Source organism: Pseudoalteromonas sp. B160 (assembly GCF_037162485.1).
Lineage (GTDB): Bacteria > Pseudomonadota > Gammaproteobacteria > Enterobacterales > Alteromonadaceae > Pseudoalteromonas > Pseudoalteromonas rhizosphaerae.
Genome location: NZ_JARLUX010000002.1, coordinates 566,031 through 587,280 on the forward strand (window position 1 = coordinate 566,031; position 21,250 = coordinate 587,280).

Genomic DNA, 21,250 nt, shown 5'->3' on the forward strand with positions numbered 1-21,250 from the left:
TACTTAGCTATTTTTCTCAAGCATAGATAACGCTAATGCTTCAGCGGCCTTTATACCGTCAATGCCTGCGGAAAGAATACCACCTGCATAACCCGCACCTTCACCGGCAGGGTATAGGCCTTGGGTATTGATACTTTGCATGCTTTTATCTCGTTTAATGCAAATTGGTGATGAAGTACGGGTTTCAACGCCAGTTAATAAGCCATCGTTTGATGAAAAACCACGAATTTGCTTATTAAATGCAGGAATTGCTTCACGAATGGCATCAATTGCATATTTAGGTAACACATTTGCTAGATCAGTGAGTTTGATACCTGGTGTGTATGAAGGCTTTACATCGCCTAAGTCACTTGAATCTTTACCTTTTAAGAAGTCGCCAATTAACTGTGCTGGTGCATCGTAATTACTACCACCTAGTTCAAAGGCTTGCTCTTCTAGTTTTCGCTGCAGATCAATACCGGCTAATGGATGACCTGGGAAATCTTCTTCAGGAGAAATCCCCACAACAATGGCACTGTTAGCGTTGCGTTCGCTGCGAGAATACTGACTCATGCCATTCGTTACCACGCGACCTTCTTCAGAGGTTGCTGCAACCACAGTACCGCCTGGGCACATACAAAAACTGTAAACAGTACGGCCGCTGTGACAATGGTGAACCAGTTTGTAATCTGCAGAGCCAAGAATCGGGTTACCAGCATTATCACCAAAACGGCATTCATCGATCATAGATTGTTTGTGCTCAATTCTAAAACCAACTGAAAACGGTTTTGCTTCAACGTAAATCCCTTTATCGTATACCATTTTAAATGTATCACGTGCGCTGTGACCTACCGCAAGCACAACATGACGGGTATCAAGTTGTTCACCGGAGGATAATTTCAGTCCTGTTACTTGGCCATCATCAAGTAGGATGTCATCAACGCGGGTGCTAAAACGAATTTCACCGCCGAGCGCTTCAATACTTGCACGCATTTTTTCAATCATCGTAACCAGCTTAAAAGTACCAATATGCGGTTTGCTGACATACATAATTTCTTCTGGTGCGCCCGCAGCTACAAATTCAGTGATTACTTTACGACCATAATGCTTTGGATCTTTAACTTGGCTGTAAAGTTTTCCGTCAGAGAATGTTCCTGCGCCGCCTTCACCAAATTGCACGTTTGACTCGGTATTTAGAGTACGTTTTCGCCAAAAACCGAAAGTGTCTTTGGTACGTTCACGTACTTCTTTACCACGTTCTAAAATAATGGGTTTAAATCCCATTTGCGCCAGTATTAAACCAGCAAACAGTCCACAAGGGCCAAAGCCTATTACCACAGGACGTTCTTGAATCGTTGCTGGTGCTTGAGCAACAAATTTATAGCTGGTGTCAGGGGCTGGTTTTACATGTTGGTCTTTAGCAAACTGAATTAATAATTGCGCTTCATTATCAACCTCAATGTCGAGGGTATAAATAAGTAAAATTGCGTTTTTTTACGGGCATCGTAACCACGTTTAAAGACATTAAAGCTATGGAGTTGGCTGTTATCAATGCCAAGTTTAGTTATAATTGCTTGCTTTATGGCATCTTCGCCATGATCAAGTGGCAGCTTAATTTCTGTTAAACGTATCATATTTAGTCTCTGTTAGGTGTCTTAGCAGTCGCTGACGCGAGTTGCTCACAATAACGGACTATTTTACGTTAATTTATGCCTCGATGGCAGCGATTATTTATTGTATTTTGGCTGTGGTTGGGTATGATCTCCAGCTGTATTAAGATATGTTAGGCAAACGTTAAAATGGCATTTGTAGTCACTGAAAACTGTATAAAGTGTAAATACACTGACTGTGTAGCAGTGTGTCCAGCAGATGCGTTTTATGAAGGCCCTAATTTCTTGGCGATCAGTCCGATTGATTGTATTGATTGTGGTTTATGTGTTCCAGAATGCCCCGCTGAAGCAATTTATCAAGAAGATGAATTACCTGATTCGCAACAAGAATTCACCGAACTGAATGCCGAACTTGCTTTTATTTGGCCGCGTATCACTGATGTAAAACCAGCCCCTGAAGATGCCGATACCTGGAATGGTGTGGCCGATAAATTAAAGTTAATTGAGACCTAAAATCTCAGCTTTTTGTCTTGATTAGTTAATTAAAATAACATTTTTACAATCAAACTATTAACAAATGTACCTGCGTGAATTACAATTGCTACTTAACTTACTCATCCGAGTAACTGAGTATTAAATGGATGTTTATGCAGTATATAAAATTAATAACGTTACCTGTCTGGGTTTTAGCTTTCGCTTTATGTAGTACGTTTGCACACGCTGAGCAACAACAATTTAGTTTAGCGCACATTGATCAAGGTATTGATCTTGATGGTGAGTTGAGCGAACCGCACTGGCAACAAGCCACTTTAATCCCTTTACGCTATCAAAATGAACCCAACGAAAAAGGCATACCACCTGTAAAAACAGACGCTTATATCTATGAAGATGGCAACTATTTATATCTTGGTTTTGTTGCTTATGATAATGATCCCAGTCAAATACGTGCAGCACTTCGAGATCGCGATACATTATGGTCGGATGATAATGTCGCATTGATGATTGATACTTTTAACGATGAGCGAACAGGTTATGAGTTTTACGTAAATCCACTCGGTGCACAAGGTGATATGCGCATGACCGATACCGATGGCTGGACTGAAGACCCATCGTGGGATGCGATTTGGGACAGTGCAGGGCAAATAACTGACCAAGGTTATACCGTAGAGATGCGCATCCCGTTCACTGCATTGCGTTTTCCTAAAAATAAAGCCGATATGACATGGGGGGTTGCGCTGTGGCGTAATTATCCTCGAGATGTTTTATATCAATTATCCAATGTAGGTTTTGACCGCGACGTGAAATGCAGTTTTTGCCAGTTTGATAAAATAACAGGCTTTAATGCCATGGAGCCGAGCAAAAATATTCAATTAACACCGACCTTGACCGCTCTTCGCAATGATGTGAAAGAGGCTGTACCAGGGGATTGGCAAAATGGTGATATTGAGACTGAAGCTGGACTCGATTTACGTTGGGGGATCAGCCAAGATGCGGTTATTAATGCCACAATTAATCCCGATTTCTCGCAAGTAGAGACCGATAGTTTAGAGTTGGATGTCAATACCACATACTCTATTTATTATGCTGAGAAACGCCCGTTCTTTTTAGATGGTGCATCGTATTTCAAAAGCAGTTTATTTGAGCTTTTATATACTCGTACAATTGCCGAGCCTGAAATTGGCGCCAAAATAACCGGTAAAACAGATGCACATAGTTATGCTTTTATGTATGCCGATGATGAAAATACCAGTCTTTTTTACCGACTAACCAAGGTTCTGGCTTTGCTAATTTAGCTGAAAAATCAAAGTCAGCGGTTGGCCGATATCAATACGACATTGGCGAGCAGGGCACTATTGGGGTGATGAGCACCCACCGTGAAGCGAATGACTATCACAATACCGTACTGTCGGTAGATGGTAGTTATTGGTTTAATCAAACAGATAGTGTGTTGTATCAAGTTGCTACCTCTGATACTAAAAACTCCGCTTTTTTAACTGATAATTATGGCTTGGAGAAAAATCAATCTGATCAAGCTTATAAGATCGAGTTTGCTCGCGAGAAACGGGATTATAAGCTACTTGCCAGTTACGAAGATATTGGTGAGGATTATCGTACCGATGTTGGCTATCAAGGAAAAGTAGATTATAAAAAAGTGTTACTAGGCGGCGGGCAAACTTGGTACTTAGACGCAAGTGAGATGATAACCGAATATTCTTATAATGTTGATTGGGACAAAACCTGGGCGCAAGATGGTAGCTTGCTTGAAGAAGAGTACGAAGGGTATATTTTTTTAAAAGGCCAATTACAGTCATCCTTAGAGTTTGGTTTGATCCATCGTAATGAGAGCTATAAAGATGATTTTTATAATCAAAATATCGGCTTTATTTATGGTGGTTTTAACCCAAGCAAAGATTTACGTATTACGCTCTATAGTGAGTTTGGTAGTAAAATAGATTACAGTAATGAGCAGTTAGGTGATTTATTTACTCTAGAGCCAGAACTTACCTGGGACATCAATGATCATTGGCAACTACAGCTTGAACACAGTTATAGCCGTTTAGATAACCCACAAGGTGAAAATGTATTTACAGCGAATCTAACCGATTTACGAATTTATTATAAATTTAATATGCGCTCGATGCTGAAACTGATTTTACAGTTTGAAGATATCGACCGAAATCAAAATGCTTATTACTTTGCTGTAAATCACATCAACCGAGATTATGGCAGTCAGCTTGTTTACTCATATAAAATTAACGCACAAACATTATTTTACTTGGGTTATTCAGATAAAGGCTATCAAGATGACTCATTAAAAAGTATAGAACGCGATCAACGTACTTTCTTTACTAAATTAAGTTATGCATGGCAGCTTTAAATTACATTTTAAAAAAGCCCTTAGTATTTAACTAAGGGCTTTTTTTATTGCTATAAATTACGAAAATACGCATCAACAAACTGTTGTTGGTTTGGTGCTTTTGGCGCTGTAGTAAATTTGATTAATGAGTCGGTATGACGCAGTTTTAGTTCATTACTAAATTCACAATCAACCTGATTAAATTGTTGTACTTTAGCTTTAAATTTAGCTGATTGTTGGCATTGCTTTGCTAATGAGTTGGCTACTTGTGCACAATATGCGCCAACGGCATAAGTTTGTAAGGTTTTATCATCAAGTGCTTGCCAATTTACTGAGGTGGCTATGTCTTTCTCACACTGTAAATTTAGCTCTTTACTAGCGTCAGTAAGTGCGATTTGTGATTGTTTAATTGCATTATCGCGATCAAACTTAGCTAGTTTTAACTGAATACCTTGCTCAAGTTGGCTTATATATTGTGCATAGGTATCTTCGCTTATTCCTTTTGCTCGCTTATCTTTTAGTTCACTCAAATAAATTGCTTGGCGGCTATTTGGCAAATATAGTGTGTAGCTACAACAGCTATAACCTTGCTCTTTCGTGACGAGTGCTCGCTGTTCCCCGTCAAACGTGTATTTGTAAGCTTGTATACTTCCGTGAGGTCTCAGAGCGGTTAAAAAAACCACTTCGTCAATAGGACTATTTACCCCAACGACTTTGACCAATGCTTGGCTGTTATCAAGGGTATTAATAATAGTCACTTGCTCGCCACTTGATGACTCAAGTACAAGAGGATATTTTTGTAATTCTATCGCGTAGCTACAAGTGCAGAATAAACTGAGTAACAGAAAGATATTTTTCATTGTTAAATCCATTTAAAGTTAAACAAAATAGTTAAACATTTTAACATAGCTAACGTGTTATTTTAATGCTCTTTTATTTTATAGGTTGCTATGGCGTCTCTTACCACAGGTTCAAGACCTTGTAAGCCCCATTGCTTACCTGTTTCAATCGCTTTTTCAATTGGTTGGTTAAGCTCTATTGCGTTATAAAGTGCAATCAGTGCACCAACTCGGTTACCACTTGCACAATGCAGTAATGTTGGGCTCTCAGATGCTTGCGCTAATAATTGCTGCAGCTTTTTTGCATTTTCAATATTGATATCGGCTCTTGATGAAATGGGCAGTGAAAAGTATTGCAGTCCTAAATTGGTCACTAAAGCCTGTTCATCCCAATTATTTTCCCCATCCCCGCGTAAATTAATCACATACTTTATACCTTGCTTTGCAAGCTGCTGAAATTGCTCTTTAGAAGGTTGTCCTGCAGTATAGATGTGTTGTTGCGGGTTCGCATAATTAGTTAATGCAACGGACTTTATATTTACTGATGGGAGTGGCTGCGCATAACTTGTTATGCTGATCAAAGAACATGCTAAAGTGATAATAAAAAATACTATTTTCATAATTTTAGATCTCGTTGAAGTTGCTAGTAATGTGGCAATTGTATAAGTAGTTACTATTATTAAAGCAGATAGTTTAGTTTTTCAAACAGGTTAGAGTTACTCAATAATAATGCCAGCAACAGCTGGCATTATTTATCGGTTATTAAGGTGTGTAATAAATTGGTGAGCCAGGCCCTACTGGCAGACCAAATACAAACACCCACAAATAAAACAGAGCAACCCAACCGACAAAGAAAATCATACTATAAGGCAGCATGGTGGCGACTAAAGTGCCTATTCCCATGTCTTTTTTATATTTAGTGGCAACGGCGAGGATCAAGCCAAAGTAACTCATCATTGGGGTGATCAAGTTCGTGACAGAATCACCAATCCGATAAGCCGCCTGAATGGTCTCTGGCGCATAGCCAATCAACATGAGCATAGGTACAAATATTGGCGCAGTGATTGCCCATTGTGCAGATGAAGAACCTAAGCTTAGATTAACTAATGCACACATTAATATAAATAACACAAATACTTCAGGACCAGTCAGATTGAGGGCTTGTAACATAGCAGCGCCATTTATGGCTAAAATAGTCCCTAAGTTAGTCCATTTAAAGAAGGCAACAAACTGCGCGGCAAAAAATACTAATACAATGTACATGCCCATTGAGCTCATACTTTTGCTCATTGCGTTGATCACGTCTTTATCATTTTTCATGGTGCCTACTACACGGCCATAAACGAAACCTGGTATACCAAAGGTAATAAAAATAAATACCACAATCCCTTTAGAAAAAGGCGAGTGGGCAAATAAGCCTGTTTCAGGATGGCGCAAAATGCCATCTGCAGGCACGATTGTCCAAGCAAGTAGTAGTGATACTAACAATAAAGAAAATCCAGCCCATTTTAAGCCTGATTTTTCTTTAGCAGTTAAGCCTTCTATATTATTCTGCGCCAGATCAGCACTGGCATCGTCGGGGTTGTATTTTCCAAGGCGGGGTTCAACAATTTTTTCAGTAACGATGGTGCCTAATACGGCAATCAATAAAACTGAAATCATCATAAAATACCAGTTTGCTTCAGCGCCAACTTGGTAAGTTGGATCAATCATTTGTGCTGCCGGAGTCGTAATACCTGCAAGCAATGGATCAATCGTACCTAACAATAAATTAGCACTGTAACCACCTGATACACCAGCAAAAGCAGCGGCTAAGCCGGCTAAAGGATGACGCCCTAAACTATGGAAGATCATTGCGGCTAAAGGGATTAATACAACATAACCAAGTTCAGATGCGGTATTAGATAATATAGCGGCAAATACCACCATAAAAGTAACTAAGCGTTTTGATGCCCCCATTACCATGCCACGCATTGCAGCAGATAATAGCCCTGAATGTTCGGCAACGCTGACACCTAATAGTGCAACAAGCACAGTGCCTAAAGGGGCAAAACTAGTAAAATTAGTAACAAGACCGGTGACGATACGTTGTAAGCCTTCAGCACTTAATAGACTCACAACTTCGATAACGCCGTCAGCTTCACGACCTGCGGAGCCAATTGGGCGAGGATCAATTGCAGTTAATCCAAACCAATCAGCAATACCACTGAAAACAATAATGGCCACACAAAATAGGGCAAACAAGGTGATTGGGTGGGGTAACATATTCCCCAAAAACTCAACAGAGGCTAAAAATCGGTTAAATAATCCCGATTGTTTTTCTTCACTCGATGAGTCGGCAGTGTCGACGGCTTTTGACATAGCAAGGCTCTTAAAATTTAAAATTTCCGCAATCTATCATTTTTAAGCATTATTATCATCAATAAACGGTGGTTTACCAGATGGGTACGATAAACTGTCAATTAGGCTATAGAATTCCTTTGAAAAGTAATGGATAGCGACGTAATCGCTGGCCAATATAGTCATCCGCTAAGATTTGCTGACAAATTTCTTCAATATTATCAGAAGCTTCAAACACCCAGTCGAATCGTTCGATTGCAGTTAAAAACCCTCGCTTCAGGAACCGTTGTTGCCGATACTCCTCAAGATTACCTTTAATTATGGCAAGCTTACTTTCATCGTCGCGTAATTGTTGCACAACCTTGGCTATAAAATCTGTATGTTGGTTGTGCTTGTTAGCTGGGCGAATGCGGGGTTTGCTGTTATACACAATTACACCTCATTGATTATATTTTCCAGCTTTTTAAGGAAGTCATCTTTATGCTTCTCATGTTCATAATCGAGATGATAGGTGTTGTGAAAACCAAATCTGAGCAATACGCCACTGCCTTTAAGATAAATGGTATAACCATCAATATCTGAAAATGCGGTTAATCCTTTATAGTGTTTCCCTTCATTATTTATCTCACCATGTTGGATGATCTGCTCATAGACAGCTAATATTTGTTTTCCTTCGATGTCATTTTTCATCACTACTCCAAATGTTGCTTTGATAATTAAATTGATACGAAACCTAACTCTATTTAGTTTATACCATGTAATGATAAATGATCGAAAAGTTCACCGATGTCGCAAAATTACAATCAGCTAAGAAAGCGACCATGCTAAGGTGTATTTATTTTAGGGATAACAATGATGAAGTTTAAATATATTAAGCTGTTGTGGGTCTTTTTGTACTTTTCATGCAGTCAACATTTGTTAGCAAATGAGTCAAATTTGGTTTTAAAAAACCAACAGGGTGAACTGTTCGAGCTGAATAAAATCGTTGGCAAAAAGCCTGTGTATTTAAAATTTTGGGCGACTTGGTGTAAACCGTGTATGGAGCAAATGCCACACTTTCAGCAGGCCTATGAACAGTATGGAGATACAATTGATACAATAGCGATTAACATTGATCTAAATGATGATCCTACTGCTGTTGCAGCTGTTAAAAAACAGTTTAATTTAACCATGCCGATCATGAGTGATCATACCGCAAAAGTTGCTCAGCATTATCAATTTATAGGCACTCCTTTTCATGTATTACTCGATAAAACGGGCAAAGTGATTTTTCAAGGCCATGAAGCAGATAAAGCACTTGATAATACACTGCGATTATTATCACATGACGGCATGGTGGCAAAGGCCCACTTGTTAGATGAAGGTAATAAGCAAGCTGCGACTGCTTTAGTTATTCCAGAGCATGGCTTAAAGGCAATATTATATACGGCAACGTGGTGTGATTGGTATTTAGCTGACACTCGCCCGAAGATGGCAACAAACTGTGCCGCAGCTCAAAAGCAAATCAATCTATTAACCAATCAGGGAATTGATACTGAAGCTAGGGTTAGCCAATTATGGACAGATCAAGCCGCTGTTGATGAATATATCGAAAAATTTAAAGTCATACATCCGGTGTACATTGATCACGGTAATGATTTATTTATTGATAATAAAATCAGTAGTGTGCCTACCTTGGTCATTTATAAAAATGGACACATGGTCAATCGTATCAGCGATTTTTCTAGCCCTGTAAATTTGCAAAGTAAGTAATAATTTGCTTTGAAAATGAGCAAATCTAGCCTATCCTCTAGGCTCATTCATCAGTGAGCTTAGAGCATGATAGATAAGGCGTTATTACTTAAAACTCGCGAGTTATCAGATCGATTAATCGCCCTACAAACCCCGATCCGTATCTTAGATGCGATAAATTGGGATAAAAGCATAAAAGAAGAGTTTTTTAGACAAAAATGTCAAAAAAATCCACTGGTTGATAAAGCCTATTATCAGCAACGGGATCTAGGTTTTGTACCTAGCGAGCTACGCCAAGCATTTTCTGATCTAAACCGTAATATCATTAGCCAGCTTGGGCAACTCAATCCTATCGCTCAATATATGAGTAAAATGTGCAGCGAGTACAAAACAGTATTAAGTATGCTTGAATACCGTGGCACTGCTGAATTTCATGATTTATCTGTAGAGTTGTTTGGTCATCCAAAAGATTTATTTCATGCCGGTGAGCCATCGTTATCAGAGCTTGCAAATATGCTTGAGTTACCGCTCAAAAATCTATTAGCGGCCGATATTTTACCTGATGATCCTAAAAATATAGATGCTGATGAAGCCGTTCGGATTCTAGCTGAACAAGTACGTTTAAGCATGCCAGGTATCGATGTTGAAGTGGTCATTAGTGATGGGATCGTCAGTGATGCAGCTGCTGGTGCTAATAATATTAAGCTAAATCAAGATGTAAAGTTTTCTCAACGAGAGCTTGATATTTTAGAAGTACATGAGGGCTGGATCCACGTCGGTACAACGCAAAATGGTTTAGCTCAGCCATACTTAACCTGTTTAAGTAAAGGCACGCCAAGTTCAACAGTGACACAAGAGGGGCTGGCAGTACTAACCGAAATCATCACCCTTAAATCAACACCTCGACGTTTAGCGAAGTTAGTAAATCGTATTCAAGCGGTGACCAAGGTAATTGATGGGGCTGAGTTTGTTGATATATATCGTGATTATGTTGCTCAAGGCTTGAGTAAAGATGAGAGCTATACATTGGCCCAGCGAGTATTTCGTGGCAGTACCGCAACAGGGTTGCCATTTACTAAAGATATCGCTTATATCAAAGGGTTTGTATTGGTTTACAATTTAATTCGGGTTGCGATACAACTTGGCCGCATCGATCAATTACCTTTGCTGTTAGTGGGTAAAATCTCGATTGATGACTTTAGACTAATATCGCAATTACATGATTTAGGTGTAATTGAAGACCCTAAGTTTGTTCCACCACATTTTAAAGATTTACGTGGTTTAGCAACGTGGCTTAGTTTTGGCCGTTTTATTGGTGATTTGTCATTTGAACAGTTAGAAAACGACTATAAACCACTATTTATATAGTGACTCATAATCCTAGTATAAAAACAATAAAAACGCAGTTGTTCATTACAACTGCGTTTTTTCTATCGTACAGCTAAGTACTTTATGAAATCAGCCAGTAAGCACCCAGCTTTAAACACATGCACTTATGATCTGAATCTAGATTAATTAACGTGCATTGGTGCTTTCAAAGATTTTATCGGCCGATGCAGCAACGAAACCGGTATATAGTTCACCATCAGGTTTCGCATAACGCAGGGCAAACTCATAAAAACAACTAGGTACGCTCATCGTCGTGTCACTAAACTCTACGGCAAAGTCATCGGCAAGGGTTGATGATTGCTCAAGTAATACCTCAGGTGAGCCTTTTACTTCACCGCCTGAAATATTAAGGGCAAAACCGGCATCTTTAAGCGCTTGGTTAACGTCTTCAATTTTATCAAATTTGGCAAGTTCATTAATGTTCACGGTGAAATGATTAGCACGGTAACCCCATGCTGACATCCACGCTGCATATTCGCTTTCAGCCAGTAACTGTTTATAAGTTTCAGAGCTTACTTGCCAATGGGTGCCTGAGTATAAGAAGTTTTCTGCGGTTACGTCATCTGCATCTATGCTGGCAACCAGCTCATTAACGATGTTTTGCAGTTGTTCAGAACATTGCTCTACAAGTAATTCAGAAATAAATACTTTTGGTTGCTTTGGATCGGTATGCTCATAATGTTTAGCATACAATTTTTTAGCTTCAAAATGATATTCACCACATTCTTTATAACCGATGGCTAAGAAATGGGCGGCTAACTTTTCCAGACCAATTTTTTCATGATTGAAAGTGCGTAGTGCAATATGGTCGTTGATCACATCATCTTGTTGTGTCGAGCCTAATAGCTCATGAACTTTTACAGCTGACGGTGTTACCGCTAGGTAGTTTTGCCATAAGTTGTCAAAAAGGGCATTTACATCTGTGTGCATTTTTAATTCCTTAATTTAATTTCTGCAACCGTTAAGCTGCAGACTGATTATTCAATAATTAAGCCCGGCGCAAGGGTACTTGGTAAACTAACGCTTGGTGCTTCAACAGAGGCTACTGGGTATGAGCAGTAATCTGCGGCGTAATAGGCGCTCGCTCTGTGGTTACCACTGGCACCAATACCACCAAATGGCGCGGCACTTGATGCACCGGTAATTGGGCGATTCCAGTTAACAATACCGGCGCGAATATGTTTTAAGAAGTGCTCATAATCTTCACTTGAGTCACTTAAAAGCCCAGCCGATAAACCAAATGAGGTATTGTTCGCTTCCACAATTGCACTGTCAAAGTCGCTATAGCGATAAATTTTAATTAATGGGCCAAAGTGTTCTTCATCTGCGATGCTGGCCACATTTGTTACATCGATAATACCAGGGCTTACAAAACCTGTGCCTGGTTTTAAGTGTTTTAGTTCAACTAAAGGTTCAGCTCCCATATCAATCAATTGTTGCTGAGCGGCGACCATCCCAAGCGCGGCTTTTTCGCTGATCATAGCCCCCATGAAAGGTTGTTCTTCGCTAAAGCTGTCTGCAACTTTAATACTTTTAGTTGCGGTGATCAGCTTTTCTAAAATAGCATTACCATTAGCTGTATTTGCAATAAATACCCGACGGGCGCACGTACAGCGCTGGCCAGAAGTTATAAAGCCGGATTGGATAATATCATGCACGGCAGCATTTACGTCAGCCACATCTTTAACTATGAGCGGGTTATTCCCCCCATTTCTAGCGCTAAAATTTTACCTGGATGTCCAGCAAACTGCTTATGTAATAAATGACCTGTGTTTGAGCTGCCAGTAAAAAACAACCCATCGGTATCTTGGTGGCTAGCAAGTGCAATACCGGTGTCAACTTCACCCTGAATAAGGTTGATCACCCCAGCTGGCAGGCCTGCTTTTAACCATAACTCAAGTGTGTATTGAGCAACAAGTGGGGTTAGCTCAGATGGTTTAAATACGACGGTATTACCCGCTAAAATTGCCGGTACTATATGACCATTAGGGAGGTGGCCTGGGAAATTATAAGGGCCAAAAATAGCCACTACGCCATGCGGCTTATGACGAATAAAAGCTTTAGCGCCAGGCATTGGATTTTCAGTAGTGCCTGTTCGTTCATTATGAGCTTTTATTGAGATCGCCACTTTGCCTGTCATAGCACCCACTTCGGTACGTGTTTCCCATAGTGGTTTACCTGTTTCGCGGGCAATGATAGTCGCAAACTCTTCGCTATTTTCTTTTAGCTGGCTGACAAAACGTTCAAGAACCGCAATACGCTCTGTAATTGGGGTATTTGCCCATGTAATGTGTGCCTGACGAGCTGATTTAATCGCTGCGTCTACTTGTTCTTTACTTGCTGCTTTACCTTGCCAAACAATATCCCCGTTACTTGGGTTTATTGAACTGAAATCATGACCTAAGCCAGTTTGCCATTGGTTATTGATTAGTTGGCTGTTGTGCGTATTAACGCTCATAGAAACTCCTACAGAGGTTTACAGACGGAAAAACCGCGCTGCATCTCCTTGTTTTAATTTAAGTGCTTTTGCAACTTCACTGCTAATAATCAAGGTATGTTTAGCATGATTATAATGTGCATGTTTTGTGAAAGTGGCTCTGAAGTCATTCACGCCTTGATTACAAATAGCTAAGGTGTCGGAACTTTGTTGATTAATATGATCAAGTTCACCTATGGTAATAGGGCATACTTGAGATTCACGGATGCTACGTATATTGCCAAGTTTGGCTTCAACTGTTGGCCCAGCATCAAATAAATCAACGTAACCTCGATGCTCAAAACCTTCTTTTTCAAGCAATTTTAGTGCAGGTTTAGTGTGCTCGTGTACTTTACCAATTACAGCTTGCGCTTTTTTGCTTAACAGGTTGGCGTAAATAGGGTACTTGGGCATTAATTCACTAATAAATACTTTATCGCCTAAGCCGACTAAATGATCGGCTAGTGGGAATTCAATACTGAAAAAATGTTCTTCAAGCCATTGCCAAAATGGAGAATGGCCGTTTTCGTCACTAACGCCACGCATTTCTGCAATGATGGTATCGGCAAAACGCTCACTGTGTTGAGCCATAAACAAAAAGCGTGAACGCGATAAGAAACGTCCTGTTAGCCCTTTGCGGCTATCTTCACGTAAAAATAGTGTGCATATCTCTGAGCAGCCGGTGTAATCATTACACATGCTGAGAATATCAACGGTGTTATATACGTTAAGAGTGCGTGAATGATGAACCGTTTTACCTAAATGATAGTGATACAAAGGAACGTTCATACCGACCGCCGCTTCAATCGCGGTAGTGCCAACGACTTGACCTGTTTCACTGTCTTCTAATACAAATAGGTAGCCCTCGTCTTGAGGCTTATTAATGTTTTTTGCAAAGCTCCTTTCTGCTCGTTCAATTTTCTCTAGCAACAAGGCATCATCAACAGGTAATGATGTAAAACCATGGCCTGACTCTATTGCTATTTGTTTTAGTGAGTCAAAATCATTTGCGGTTATAGGACGTAATACTTGCATTTAAAAGTGCTCCATTAACGCCCTAAACAGGGCGTTAAATTAGGTTAACCGTTTACAACGTCTGCTACGGCTTTTTCAAAGCGCACTAGACCTTCTTTAATGTCCTCAAGTGGGATCACCAGCGAAGGCGTAAAACGAATAACATCAGTACCAGCAACTAAGCTCATTAGCCCTTGTTGAGTACTTGCTACTAAGAAGTCGCGAGCGCGCCCTTCAAACTTGCTGTTTAGTACGGCGCCTAATAATAGACCTTTACCGCGTACTTCACTAAATACGTCGTATTTTGCGTTGATCGCTGCAAAACCATCACGGAAAAGTTGTTCGCGCTGTTTAACGCCGCTTAGCACTTGTTCGGTATTCACGGTATCAAATGCCGCTTCTGCCACTGCACACGCTAACGGGTTACCGCCATAGGTTGAACCATGCGTGCCCACTTTAAGATGTGCTGCAATATCAGAAGTGGTGATCATCGCACCAATAGGGAAACCGCCACCCAACGCTTTTGCTGTTGTTAAAATATCTGGTGTCACGCCTAATTCTTGGTATGCGTATAGTGAGCCTGTACGGCCTACACCCGTTTGTACTTCGTCAAAAATAAGCAATGCATTGTGTTTATCACACAAAGCACGCACACCTTTGATAAATTCATTATTTGCAGAGATAATGCCGCCTTCACCTTGCAGAGGTTCCATCATTACGGCACAGGTTTTATCGCTGATCAGTGCTTCAAAAGCAGCTAAATCATTGTAGTCACAATGATCAATTGCGGCTGGTTTAGGACCAAAACCGTCAGAATATGCGGTTTGGCCACCCACAGTTACGGTAAAAAAGGTACGACCATGAAAGCCTTTGTTAAATGCGATTATTTGGCTTTTATCAGCACCATGTACATCCAATGCGAAACGACGTGCGAGTTTTAGCGCTGCTTCATTTGCTTCTGCGCCTGAGTTTGCAAAGTAAACTTTGTCTGCAAATGTTGCGTCGGTGATTTTTTTAGCTAATCGAAGTGCTGGCTCATTAGTCATGACATTGGATAAGTGCCAGATTTTTTCGCCTTGCTCTTTTAACGCATTAACAAGGGCTGGGTGACAGTGACCTAAACAGTTGACCGCAATACCGCCAGCAAAGTCGATATATTCTTTATCGTTTTGATCCCAAACACGAGAACCTTGGCCACGCACCGGAATAACCTCTGATGGGTTATAGTTAGGGACCATTACGTCGTTGAATAATTCTCTTGTTACTTGCATTTGTTACACCTAATTCTGGCTTAATATGAAAAAAACAAATTGCATTTGATGGGTTAATCAAGCCGTTATTACCCTGCAATAATGTGCTTTAATAATTTTTCTTATTTACTACCGCTATTATCTGAGTTCAAAGCTTAAATTTGCAGTGCTATTTTGTGAAAAATGATTAAAATAAAATACAAAATGACGAGGTTAATAATCAATATGATAACTATACAAGACGAAAAGCTACTTTCTATACTTCGCACGAATGCCAGAGCGAGTATTTCTGATCTTGCCAGGGCACTTAACTTATCACGCTCAACTGTACAAAGTAGGATGTTAAAGCTAGAAGAGACTGGAGTGATAAAGGGCTACAGTGTTGACTATGGCGATGCGTACTTAAGTGCCATGGTATCGGCCCATGTATCGATTAAGGTAAAGCAAAAACTAACCACTAAAACTAACCTCGAGCTCAAGCAGATTGATGCCATCTCACAATTGTATGCTATCAGTGGTGAGTTTGATTTAATTGCAGTTGTGCAAGCACAAAATCTAGAAAAACTCAGCCATTTACTCGATGATATTGGTAATTTAGATGGAGTTGAACGTACGACTTCTTCTGTTATTTTAGAAACAAAATTTAAACGCTAAGTTGACGATAAATACAGAATGTCATACTTTCTATTGTGACTAAACAGTATTTACACACTACACTTACGACTAGCACTGGGTTTTCTTACTCGTTAATGTAATTATGAGAGCAAACTTTATTGACGTTTTTGTTTGATTTATATTTTTATAATCTTTTATACGGGTAATTAGTCATAATAAGAATGTTCAGTTATTTGAATACAGGATCCTTATGGAAGAAAACTTATTAAATTCACTAATTAAAATAACCAAAAACCGTGATGTAGATTCATTGGAATATAGCTTGATCTCGACGATCCAAGAATTTGTTGGTTGTACAGAAATTGTAGTTTATAAGGATTTAGACGTGCAAAGTGATTTAACGATTGAGCGCAGTATATCGTTAAAAGTAATCAATGGTAATCAGTTTGAGTGGGCGCAACGTCAAGTTGTTGATTCACCAGAGCCTGAACTGTTGTCATGTTTGCGCTCAGCTTGCATTATTACTGTACAGTCTGCTGATGGTATCGAGAAACGTTGGTTACCAATATCTTTGCAAGAAAAGCCGATAGGTGCAATTGCTGTTGTTTGCAAAGGTTTAAAAAGCTCGGATCAGGTTTTGCTTAATGCCTTTTGCCGTATTTATGAAAATTATTTATTTATCTTGCATGAGAATGAACGGGATCAACTGACTGGTCTGTTAAATAGGCAAACATTTGATAAAAAAATAAAGCAGCTAATTGAAAAGCAAGTAATTAAACAGCATAAAACGGTTAAAACGGATGATAATCGCAAGCGAAAGCTCAGTTCAACATCTTGGTTAGCAATGCTTGATATTGATCATTTCAAAAAAATTAATGATAGCTTTGGTCATGTTTGTGGTGATGAGGTTTTATTGTTACTTGCACAAAAAATGCGTCACTTCCTGCGTTCAACAGACTTGATTTTTCGCTTTGGTGGTGAGGAATTTGTGATAGTGTTTGAACCTACTAACTTTGAATCTATCGAAAAGAAAATGAATGAGTTTATGGAGATGATCAGAGACACTCATTTTCCATTTGTTGAAAATATGACTGTAAGTATAGGCATGTGTCGTATCAGTCCTTATGATTTCCCTATTACTGTATTGGAAAATGCGGATAAGGCACTTTATTATGCAAAAGAAAATGGTCGCAATAGGCTGTGCTTTTATGAACAGTTAATGGAAAATAACTTAATTAACTCAAACGACAAAAGCACTGATATAGATTTATTTTAATCTGACGCCGTTGGTATTTTCTTAATGATGGTTTTTTTACTTCATCGAGTTTAATGACATAGGCGTTACCGCCAATTCCTTTAAATTCTTCATCGGTAAATACAATGGTATTTTCATCATAAAATGTAATCGCTTCTTTTTGAGTCACAATACCCAAATCTATCCGCGATACGTCTCCTGAGAAAAACTTATCACCAGTAAAGTTTTCAAATAACCAAATGCTTGTTGAATCTAGTAATACTAACTTTGTACGATCGGGGCTAAGTGCCGCTGAAGTTATCCAACAGAGCTTTTCCATCGTTGTACAAGTTTTAAAGGAATCTATTAACTGCGCATCAAAATTCGCTGCATGATCGCCAACTTTATACAAATTTGTAATCCCATCAAACGGTTCCGTACGGTTTTTAGTAAACAAATATAAGTGGCGGCCAAAGGCTACAAATGCTTCTAGGTCAAAGTTTCGTTTATCTGGAGTGATAGGGCTACCGTCGAGTTCTGGATAAGTGAACTTGATAATTTCAGCTTCGGTGGTATCAGTTTTAATGTCGATGGGATTTTCTATTTTATAAATAGTGAGCCATTTACGTTCTTGATTATTATTACCAAAGTCTCCTAAAAAGAAGTGCCCAAAATCATTCTGAGTCATATCTTCCCAATCAATGTTTTTTGCATTAGTAACCAGTACCTCTTTGGCGATAGAGCCGTCCTCGTTGAGACGATAAAGTTTTGCTTCATTACCGCCATCATTTATTGCCCATAAGCGCTTGAATTTATCAAATTCGATCCCCGATATTTCTTTTAGTTTAGGATCAACACTGAGTTTCTTTTTGCTGTATAAGGTATAAATTGACATGCTAGTAAGAATAACACTAACTAAAATTACGATTGAGATTAAGGAAAAGAGACTTTTTTTAAGCATGTAAGATGGGGGATTGGATACTAATTATTAAGTATTATTATCTATTTTTAGCTAGATTTCCATGGTAATAAAATTTTAAATGACAAATCGTTAAGTTTCGAGGTTCCAAACGCCAGTGCCCGTCGCGGCGATATGATTAACATTCCCTTGTAGTACCTTACTGCCAACATTCACAGATGACTGCGGACGACTAACTAAATACCCTTGTACGCTACTAATTCCCATGCGTTTCACTAATTCAAACTGGGCGATTTCTTCAACTCCTTCAGCAACGATTTTAAGCCCAAGCTTAGTACCTAATTCACTGATTGAATTTAATATTTTGTTATATTTCGGGTTTTCATTAGCTTGCGCTATGAATAATCTATCAATCTTGATTACGTCAATAGGTAGATCAGCTAAGGTACTTAATGAGCTAAAACCGGTACCAAAGTCATCTATTGCAATAGTGACGCCTTCTTTACGCAATTTCTCTAATTCATTAATGATAGTGTTGCTAGCGGTGATCAATGTCGATTCAGTGATCTCTAACATCAATGAAGTGGGCGGTAGCCCTGTCTTGGCTAGTTTTTTCATTACCCATTCATGAATTGGGCGATGTTTGAGTTGAATGCCAGAGACATTAACTGAGATTTTAACTTTGCGCATACCAGCATTGTGCCAAGCTGCCATTTGTCGACATGATTCTAGCATTATCCAATCACCAAGCTCTAATATAAGGTTTGATTCTTCTGCAATCGGAATAAACTCCACTGGAGAAATAGCCCCCTCAACAGGATGGTCCCAGCGCACTAACGCTTCGAAGTAATCAATGGCGCAATCTTCAACATGCACAATAGGCTGAAATGATAAATGAAAATTATGACACGCAATGGCTAAACGCAGCTCTTCGAGTAAGTAATGGTAGCGACGCATTTTATTACCCATTTCTGGCGAATAGACTTTAAAAATACCACGCCCATCGGTTTTAGCACGATACATAGCAACATCCGCCATTTGCAACAAAGCATGGGGAGTTGATGCACTTTCAGGATAAACAGCAATACCGACACTGGCACTGATCTTAATTAGTTTATTACCCAGAACAAAGTCCCGCTCTATTTCGTTTAGTACATGCTGTGCCACATCTAAGCTTTTAGAGTTGCAATCAATATTATTAATGAAAATAGAGAACTCATCGCCCCCTAAACGCGCTAAATTTTGCTCTAATAGACTGGTGGGATTGATATCATTAAGCTTATGATGGCGTAATACGCTAGCCAGGCGTTCGGCTACTTGAATCAATACTTCATCACCAAAACTGTGGCCAAAAGAGTCATTCACTTGCTTAAAGCCATCTAAATCAATAAATAACAAGGCACAGTGAATATTTTTTAGTTCAGCACCGTTGAGTTGGCGGTCTAGGTGCTCGATATAAGCATGACGGTCAATCAACAAAGTCAATTTATCTTGGCAAATGCTGGTTTGAGTTTCACGGGCATAATTAGCTACATGGCTGGTTAATGCATTAATTGCTTGGCTTAAACGAGTTACTTCTGTCGCATGCTCAAGTTCAGGAAGTTGAATATTAAATGATTCGATAACTTTTTTTGTTTGTATATTAAGTTGTTCTATCAGCTGTTTTTCACGCTTTATGTTTAATTGTTTACCAAAATACCATGTTAAAAATAAACCTATTAAAATCAGTAGAATAAAGTTTACAGGTGATAAAATAGTGGCATTGATGATGGATGATGCTTGAGCGGTAATAAACTGTGTATCTGTTGCTCTAATTAGTAAGTAATCAGTACCGTCTTTGCTAACTATATAGTGGCCATTTAATATCGGGTTATACCAAGAGGGCATCGTTAGTTGGGTGGTAGCAGTATCAAAAGCGCGAGTGGCAATACTAGATTGTTGCGGATTAATGGTATTGACTTGTTTCGTTAATAAAATATTCATGCTAAAGCAAAAAATAAATATAGCAATAAAGGCAATACTGAGTAAGCGAAAAAGTTTAGTCATTCCATTAAACCATTTTATCCTAATTATATGAATTTGTTATTAGGTATTACACATTTTTTTCAGTATATAGTTTGTAAGACTAACTGACAAAACATTTCTTTAATGACGCCCCTGAATAAGGAACATCTTTTCAGTTAGATGTTATTTTATCAGTATTTTTTGAGCGTTTACTCAATTCAACTATTAAATAAATTCACTTTACCAGTGGTTATTTGTTAACTACTTTAAAGGTCACAATTCAGACAGTGATTAACTTGGTTTAGTTCTTGCTGTCATTAAGATGGTAATCATAAAGTGAGTGTTTTTTGCTTTATTTGCACACATTTGGTGCAATATTTATTTAATCGCACTGTCATAAAGCATAAATATAACTTTGTTTAACTAGAGCGTGTTTATTTTTTGAGTTTACTTTTACCGCAGTATGTTTGGTTTTTATGCTAGACAGAGCACATAGTAGTGTTTTATCTACATAAATTGTGCGATAACGTAGTATACCGATCGAACATACAGCCTAAAGGTTGAAGATTTTGACTCTGAAAGGTCAACACGCACTAATAATATTTTACAGCCCTGCGTATGTTGAGTAGTTGAACGCACTTCTGTGGCAAGGATTAATTGACCTTAAGGTTTAGTTTGGAGCCCAATATGTTAAGTAAACGATTTTTTAAAACTAAAAACGAAGCTGAAGTAACATTTGAATTTCAGCATCCTCAGGCTGAGCAAGTTCAGTTAGTCGCTGAATTTACTGATTGGCAACCTGTTGCAATGAAGTTTAATAAAAAAGAACAATGTTTTAAGCTCAAGCAGCGATTACCGAACGATCAACAGTTTCATTTTCGGTATTTAGTTAATGGTACTATTTGGGACAATGACCATCATGCCGATGGATACATAGCAAACAGTTTTGGTACAGAAAATAGCATAGTCAATACACAACGTATTTAAGGCGTG

At 38.9% G+C, this 21,250-nt stretch carries 16 protein-coding genes and 3 pseudogenes; 7 read left to right on the forward strand and 12 right to left on the reverse strand.

The genetic code is table 11. From position 1 onward, the window contains the following. Window positions 1–3: 3 nt before the first annotated feature. Window positions 4–1,613, reverse strand: a pseudogene (locus P4S61_RS21080) (NAD(P)/FAD-dependent oxidoreductase). A 165-nt stretch (window positions 1,614–1,778) separates the two neighbouring features. Here P4S61_RS21080 and fdxA point away from each other — a divergent pair. Both fdxA and P4S61_RS21090 read left to right on the forward strand, forming a co-directional pair. Next, window positions 1,779–2,102 carry a ferredoxin FdxA gene (gene fdxA, locus P4S61_RS21085; protein ID WP_337119152.1) on the forward strand — a complete coding sequence of 108 codons (324 nt, stop codon included), beginning with the start codon at window positions 1,779–1,781 and terminating at the stop codon, window positions 2,100–2,102. Between the two features lie 134 nt (window positions 2,103–2,236). Beyond that, window positions 2,237–4,467: pseudogene (locus P4S61_RS21090) on the forward strand (DUF5916 domain-containing protein). A gap of 50 nt (window positions 4,468–4,517) precedes the next feature. On the opposite strand, the gene P4S61_RS21095 reads toward P4S61_RS21090, so the two are convergent. The 5 genes from P4S61_RS21095 to P4S61_RS21115 form a co-directional block, all read right to left on the reverse strand. Next, window positions 4,518–5,306, reverse strand: coding sequence for a hypothetical protein (locus tag P4S61_RS21095; protein WP_337119153.1), 789 nt, complete (start codon window positions 5,304–5,306; stop codon window positions 4,518–4,520). A 62-nt stretch (window positions 5,307–5,368) separates the two neighbouring features. Then, the gene (locus P4S61_RS21100; RefSeq protein ID WP_145235990.1) at window positions 5,369–5,905 is read right to left on the reverse strand and encodes a fused DSP-PTPase phosphatase/NAD kinase-like protein; all 537 of its coding nucleotides are present in this window, start codon (window positions 5,903–5,905) and stop codon (window positions 5,369–5,371) included. A gap of 142 nt (window positions 5,906–6,047) precedes the next feature. Then, complete coding sequence (locus P4S61_RS21105) at window positions 6,048–7,646, reverse strand: AbgT family transporter (protein WP_182731581.1); 1,599 nt, start codon at window positions 7,644–7,646, stop codon at window positions 6,048–6,050. Between the two features lie 106 nt (window positions 7,647–7,752). After that, on the reverse strand, window positions 7,753–8,055 hold the full coding sequence (locus P4S61_RS21110; protein WP_337119154.1) for a hypothetical protein: 303 nt from the start codon (window positions 8,053–8,055) through the stop codon (window positions 7,753–7,755). Window positions 8,056–8,057: 2 nt separating this feature from the next. Next, entirely contained in the window at window positions 8,058–8,315 is a 258-nt protein-coding gene (locus P4S61_RS21115; protein ID WP_149980149.1) for a DUF3081 family protein, read from the reverse strand. 246 nt (window positions 8,316–8,561) lie between these two features. Between P4S61_RS21115 and P4S61_RS21120 the strand changes: the two genes are divergently transcribed. Both P4S61_RS21120 and P4S61_RS21125 read left to right on the forward strand, forming a co-directional pair. After that, on the forward strand, window positions 8,562–9,377 hold the full coding sequence (locus P4S61_RS21120; protein ID WP_337119155.1) for a redoxin family protein: 816 nt from the start codon (window positions 8,562–8,564) through the stop codon (window positions 9,375–9,377). Between the two features lie 66 nt (window positions 9,378–9,443). Further along, window positions 9,444–10,724, forward strand: coding sequence for a flavohemoglobin expression-modulating QEGLA motif protein (locus P4S61_RS21125; protein WP_145235968.1), 1,281 nt, complete (start codon window positions 9,444–9,446; stop codon window positions 10,722–10,724). A gap of 147 nt (window positions 10,725–10,871) precedes the next feature. Here the strand turns inward: P4S61_RS21125 and P4S61_RS21130 are convergent, their stop codons facing one another. The 4 genes and pseudogenes from P4S61_RS21130 to P4S61_RS21145 form a co-directional block, all read right to left on the reverse strand. After that, window positions 10,872–11,675, reverse strand: a complete 804-nt coding sequence (locus tag P4S61_RS21130; RefSeq protein WP_337119156.1) for a DUF1338 domain-containing protein — start codon at window positions 11,673–11,675, stop codon at window positions 10,872–10,874. Window positions 11,676–11,722: 47 nt separating this feature from the next. Next, window positions 11,723–13,203: pseudogene (gene astD / locus P4S61_RS21135) on the reverse strand (succinylglutamate-semialdehyde dehydrogenase). Window positions 13,204–13,221: 18 nt separating this feature from the next. Further along, window positions 13,222–14,256, reverse strand: a complete 1,035-nt coding sequence (astA, locus tag P4S61_RS21140) for an arginine N-succinyltransferase (protein ID WP_149980153.1) — start codon at window positions 14,254–14,256, stop codon at window positions 13,222–13,224. Window positions 14,257–14,300: 44 nt separating this feature from the next. Next, window positions 14,301–15,506 carry an aspartate aminotransferase family protein gene (locus P4S61_RS21145; RefSeq protein WP_145235948.1) on the reverse strand — a complete coding sequence of 402 codons (1,206 nt, stop codon included), beginning with the start codon at window positions 15,504–15,506 and terminating at the stop codon, window positions 14,301–14,303. A gap of 204 nt (window positions 15,507–15,710) precedes the next feature. On the opposite strand from P4S61_RS21145, the gene P4S61_RS21150 reads away from it, so the two are divergent. Both P4S61_RS21150 and P4S61_RS21155 read left to right on the forward strand, forming a co-directional pair. Beyond that, window positions 15,711–16,139 carry an Lrp/AsnC family transcriptional regulator gene (locus P4S61_RS21150; protein ID WP_145235943.1) on the forward strand — a complete coding sequence of 143 codons (429 nt, stop codon included), beginning with the start codon at window positions 15,711–15,713 and terminating at the stop codon, window positions 16,137–16,139. A gap of 211 nt (window positions 16,140–16,350) precedes the next feature. Next, window positions 16,351–17,376 (forward strand): GGDEF domain-containing protein, encoded by a 1,026-nt coding sequence (locus tag P4S61_RS21155; RefSeq protein ID WP_182758259.1) that lies wholly within the window; start codon window positions 16,351–16,353, stop codon window positions 17,374–17,376. Here P4S61_RS21155 and P4S61_RS21160 read toward each other — a convergent pair. Continuing rightward, window positions 17,336–18,295 (reverse strand): hypothetical protein, encoded by a 960-nt coding sequence (locus tag P4S61_RS21160; RefSeq protein WP_337119157.1) that lies wholly within the window; start codon window positions 18,293–18,295, stop codon window positions 17,336–17,338. The two genes, P4S61_RS21155 and P4S61_RS21160, sit on opposite strands and share 41 nt — an antisense overlap. Window positions 18,296–18,385: 90 nt before the next feature. Beyond that, window positions 18,386–20,299, reverse strand: coding sequence for a putative bifunctional diguanylate cyclase/phosphodiesterase (locus tag P4S61_RS21165; protein ID WP_145235932.1), 1,914 nt, complete (start codon window positions 20,297–20,299; stop codon window positions 18,386–18,388). 645 nt (window positions 20,300–20,944) lie between these two features. Between P4S61_RS21165 and P4S61_RS21170 the strand changes: the two genes are divergently transcribed. Continuing rightward, window positions 20,945–21,244, forward strand: a complete 300-nt coding sequence (locus tag P4S61_RS21170) for an isoamylase early set domain-containing protein (RefSeq protein WP_145235928.1) — start codon at window positions 20,945–20,947, stop codon at window positions 21,242–21,244. Window positions 21,245–21,250: the final 6 nt, after the last annotated feature.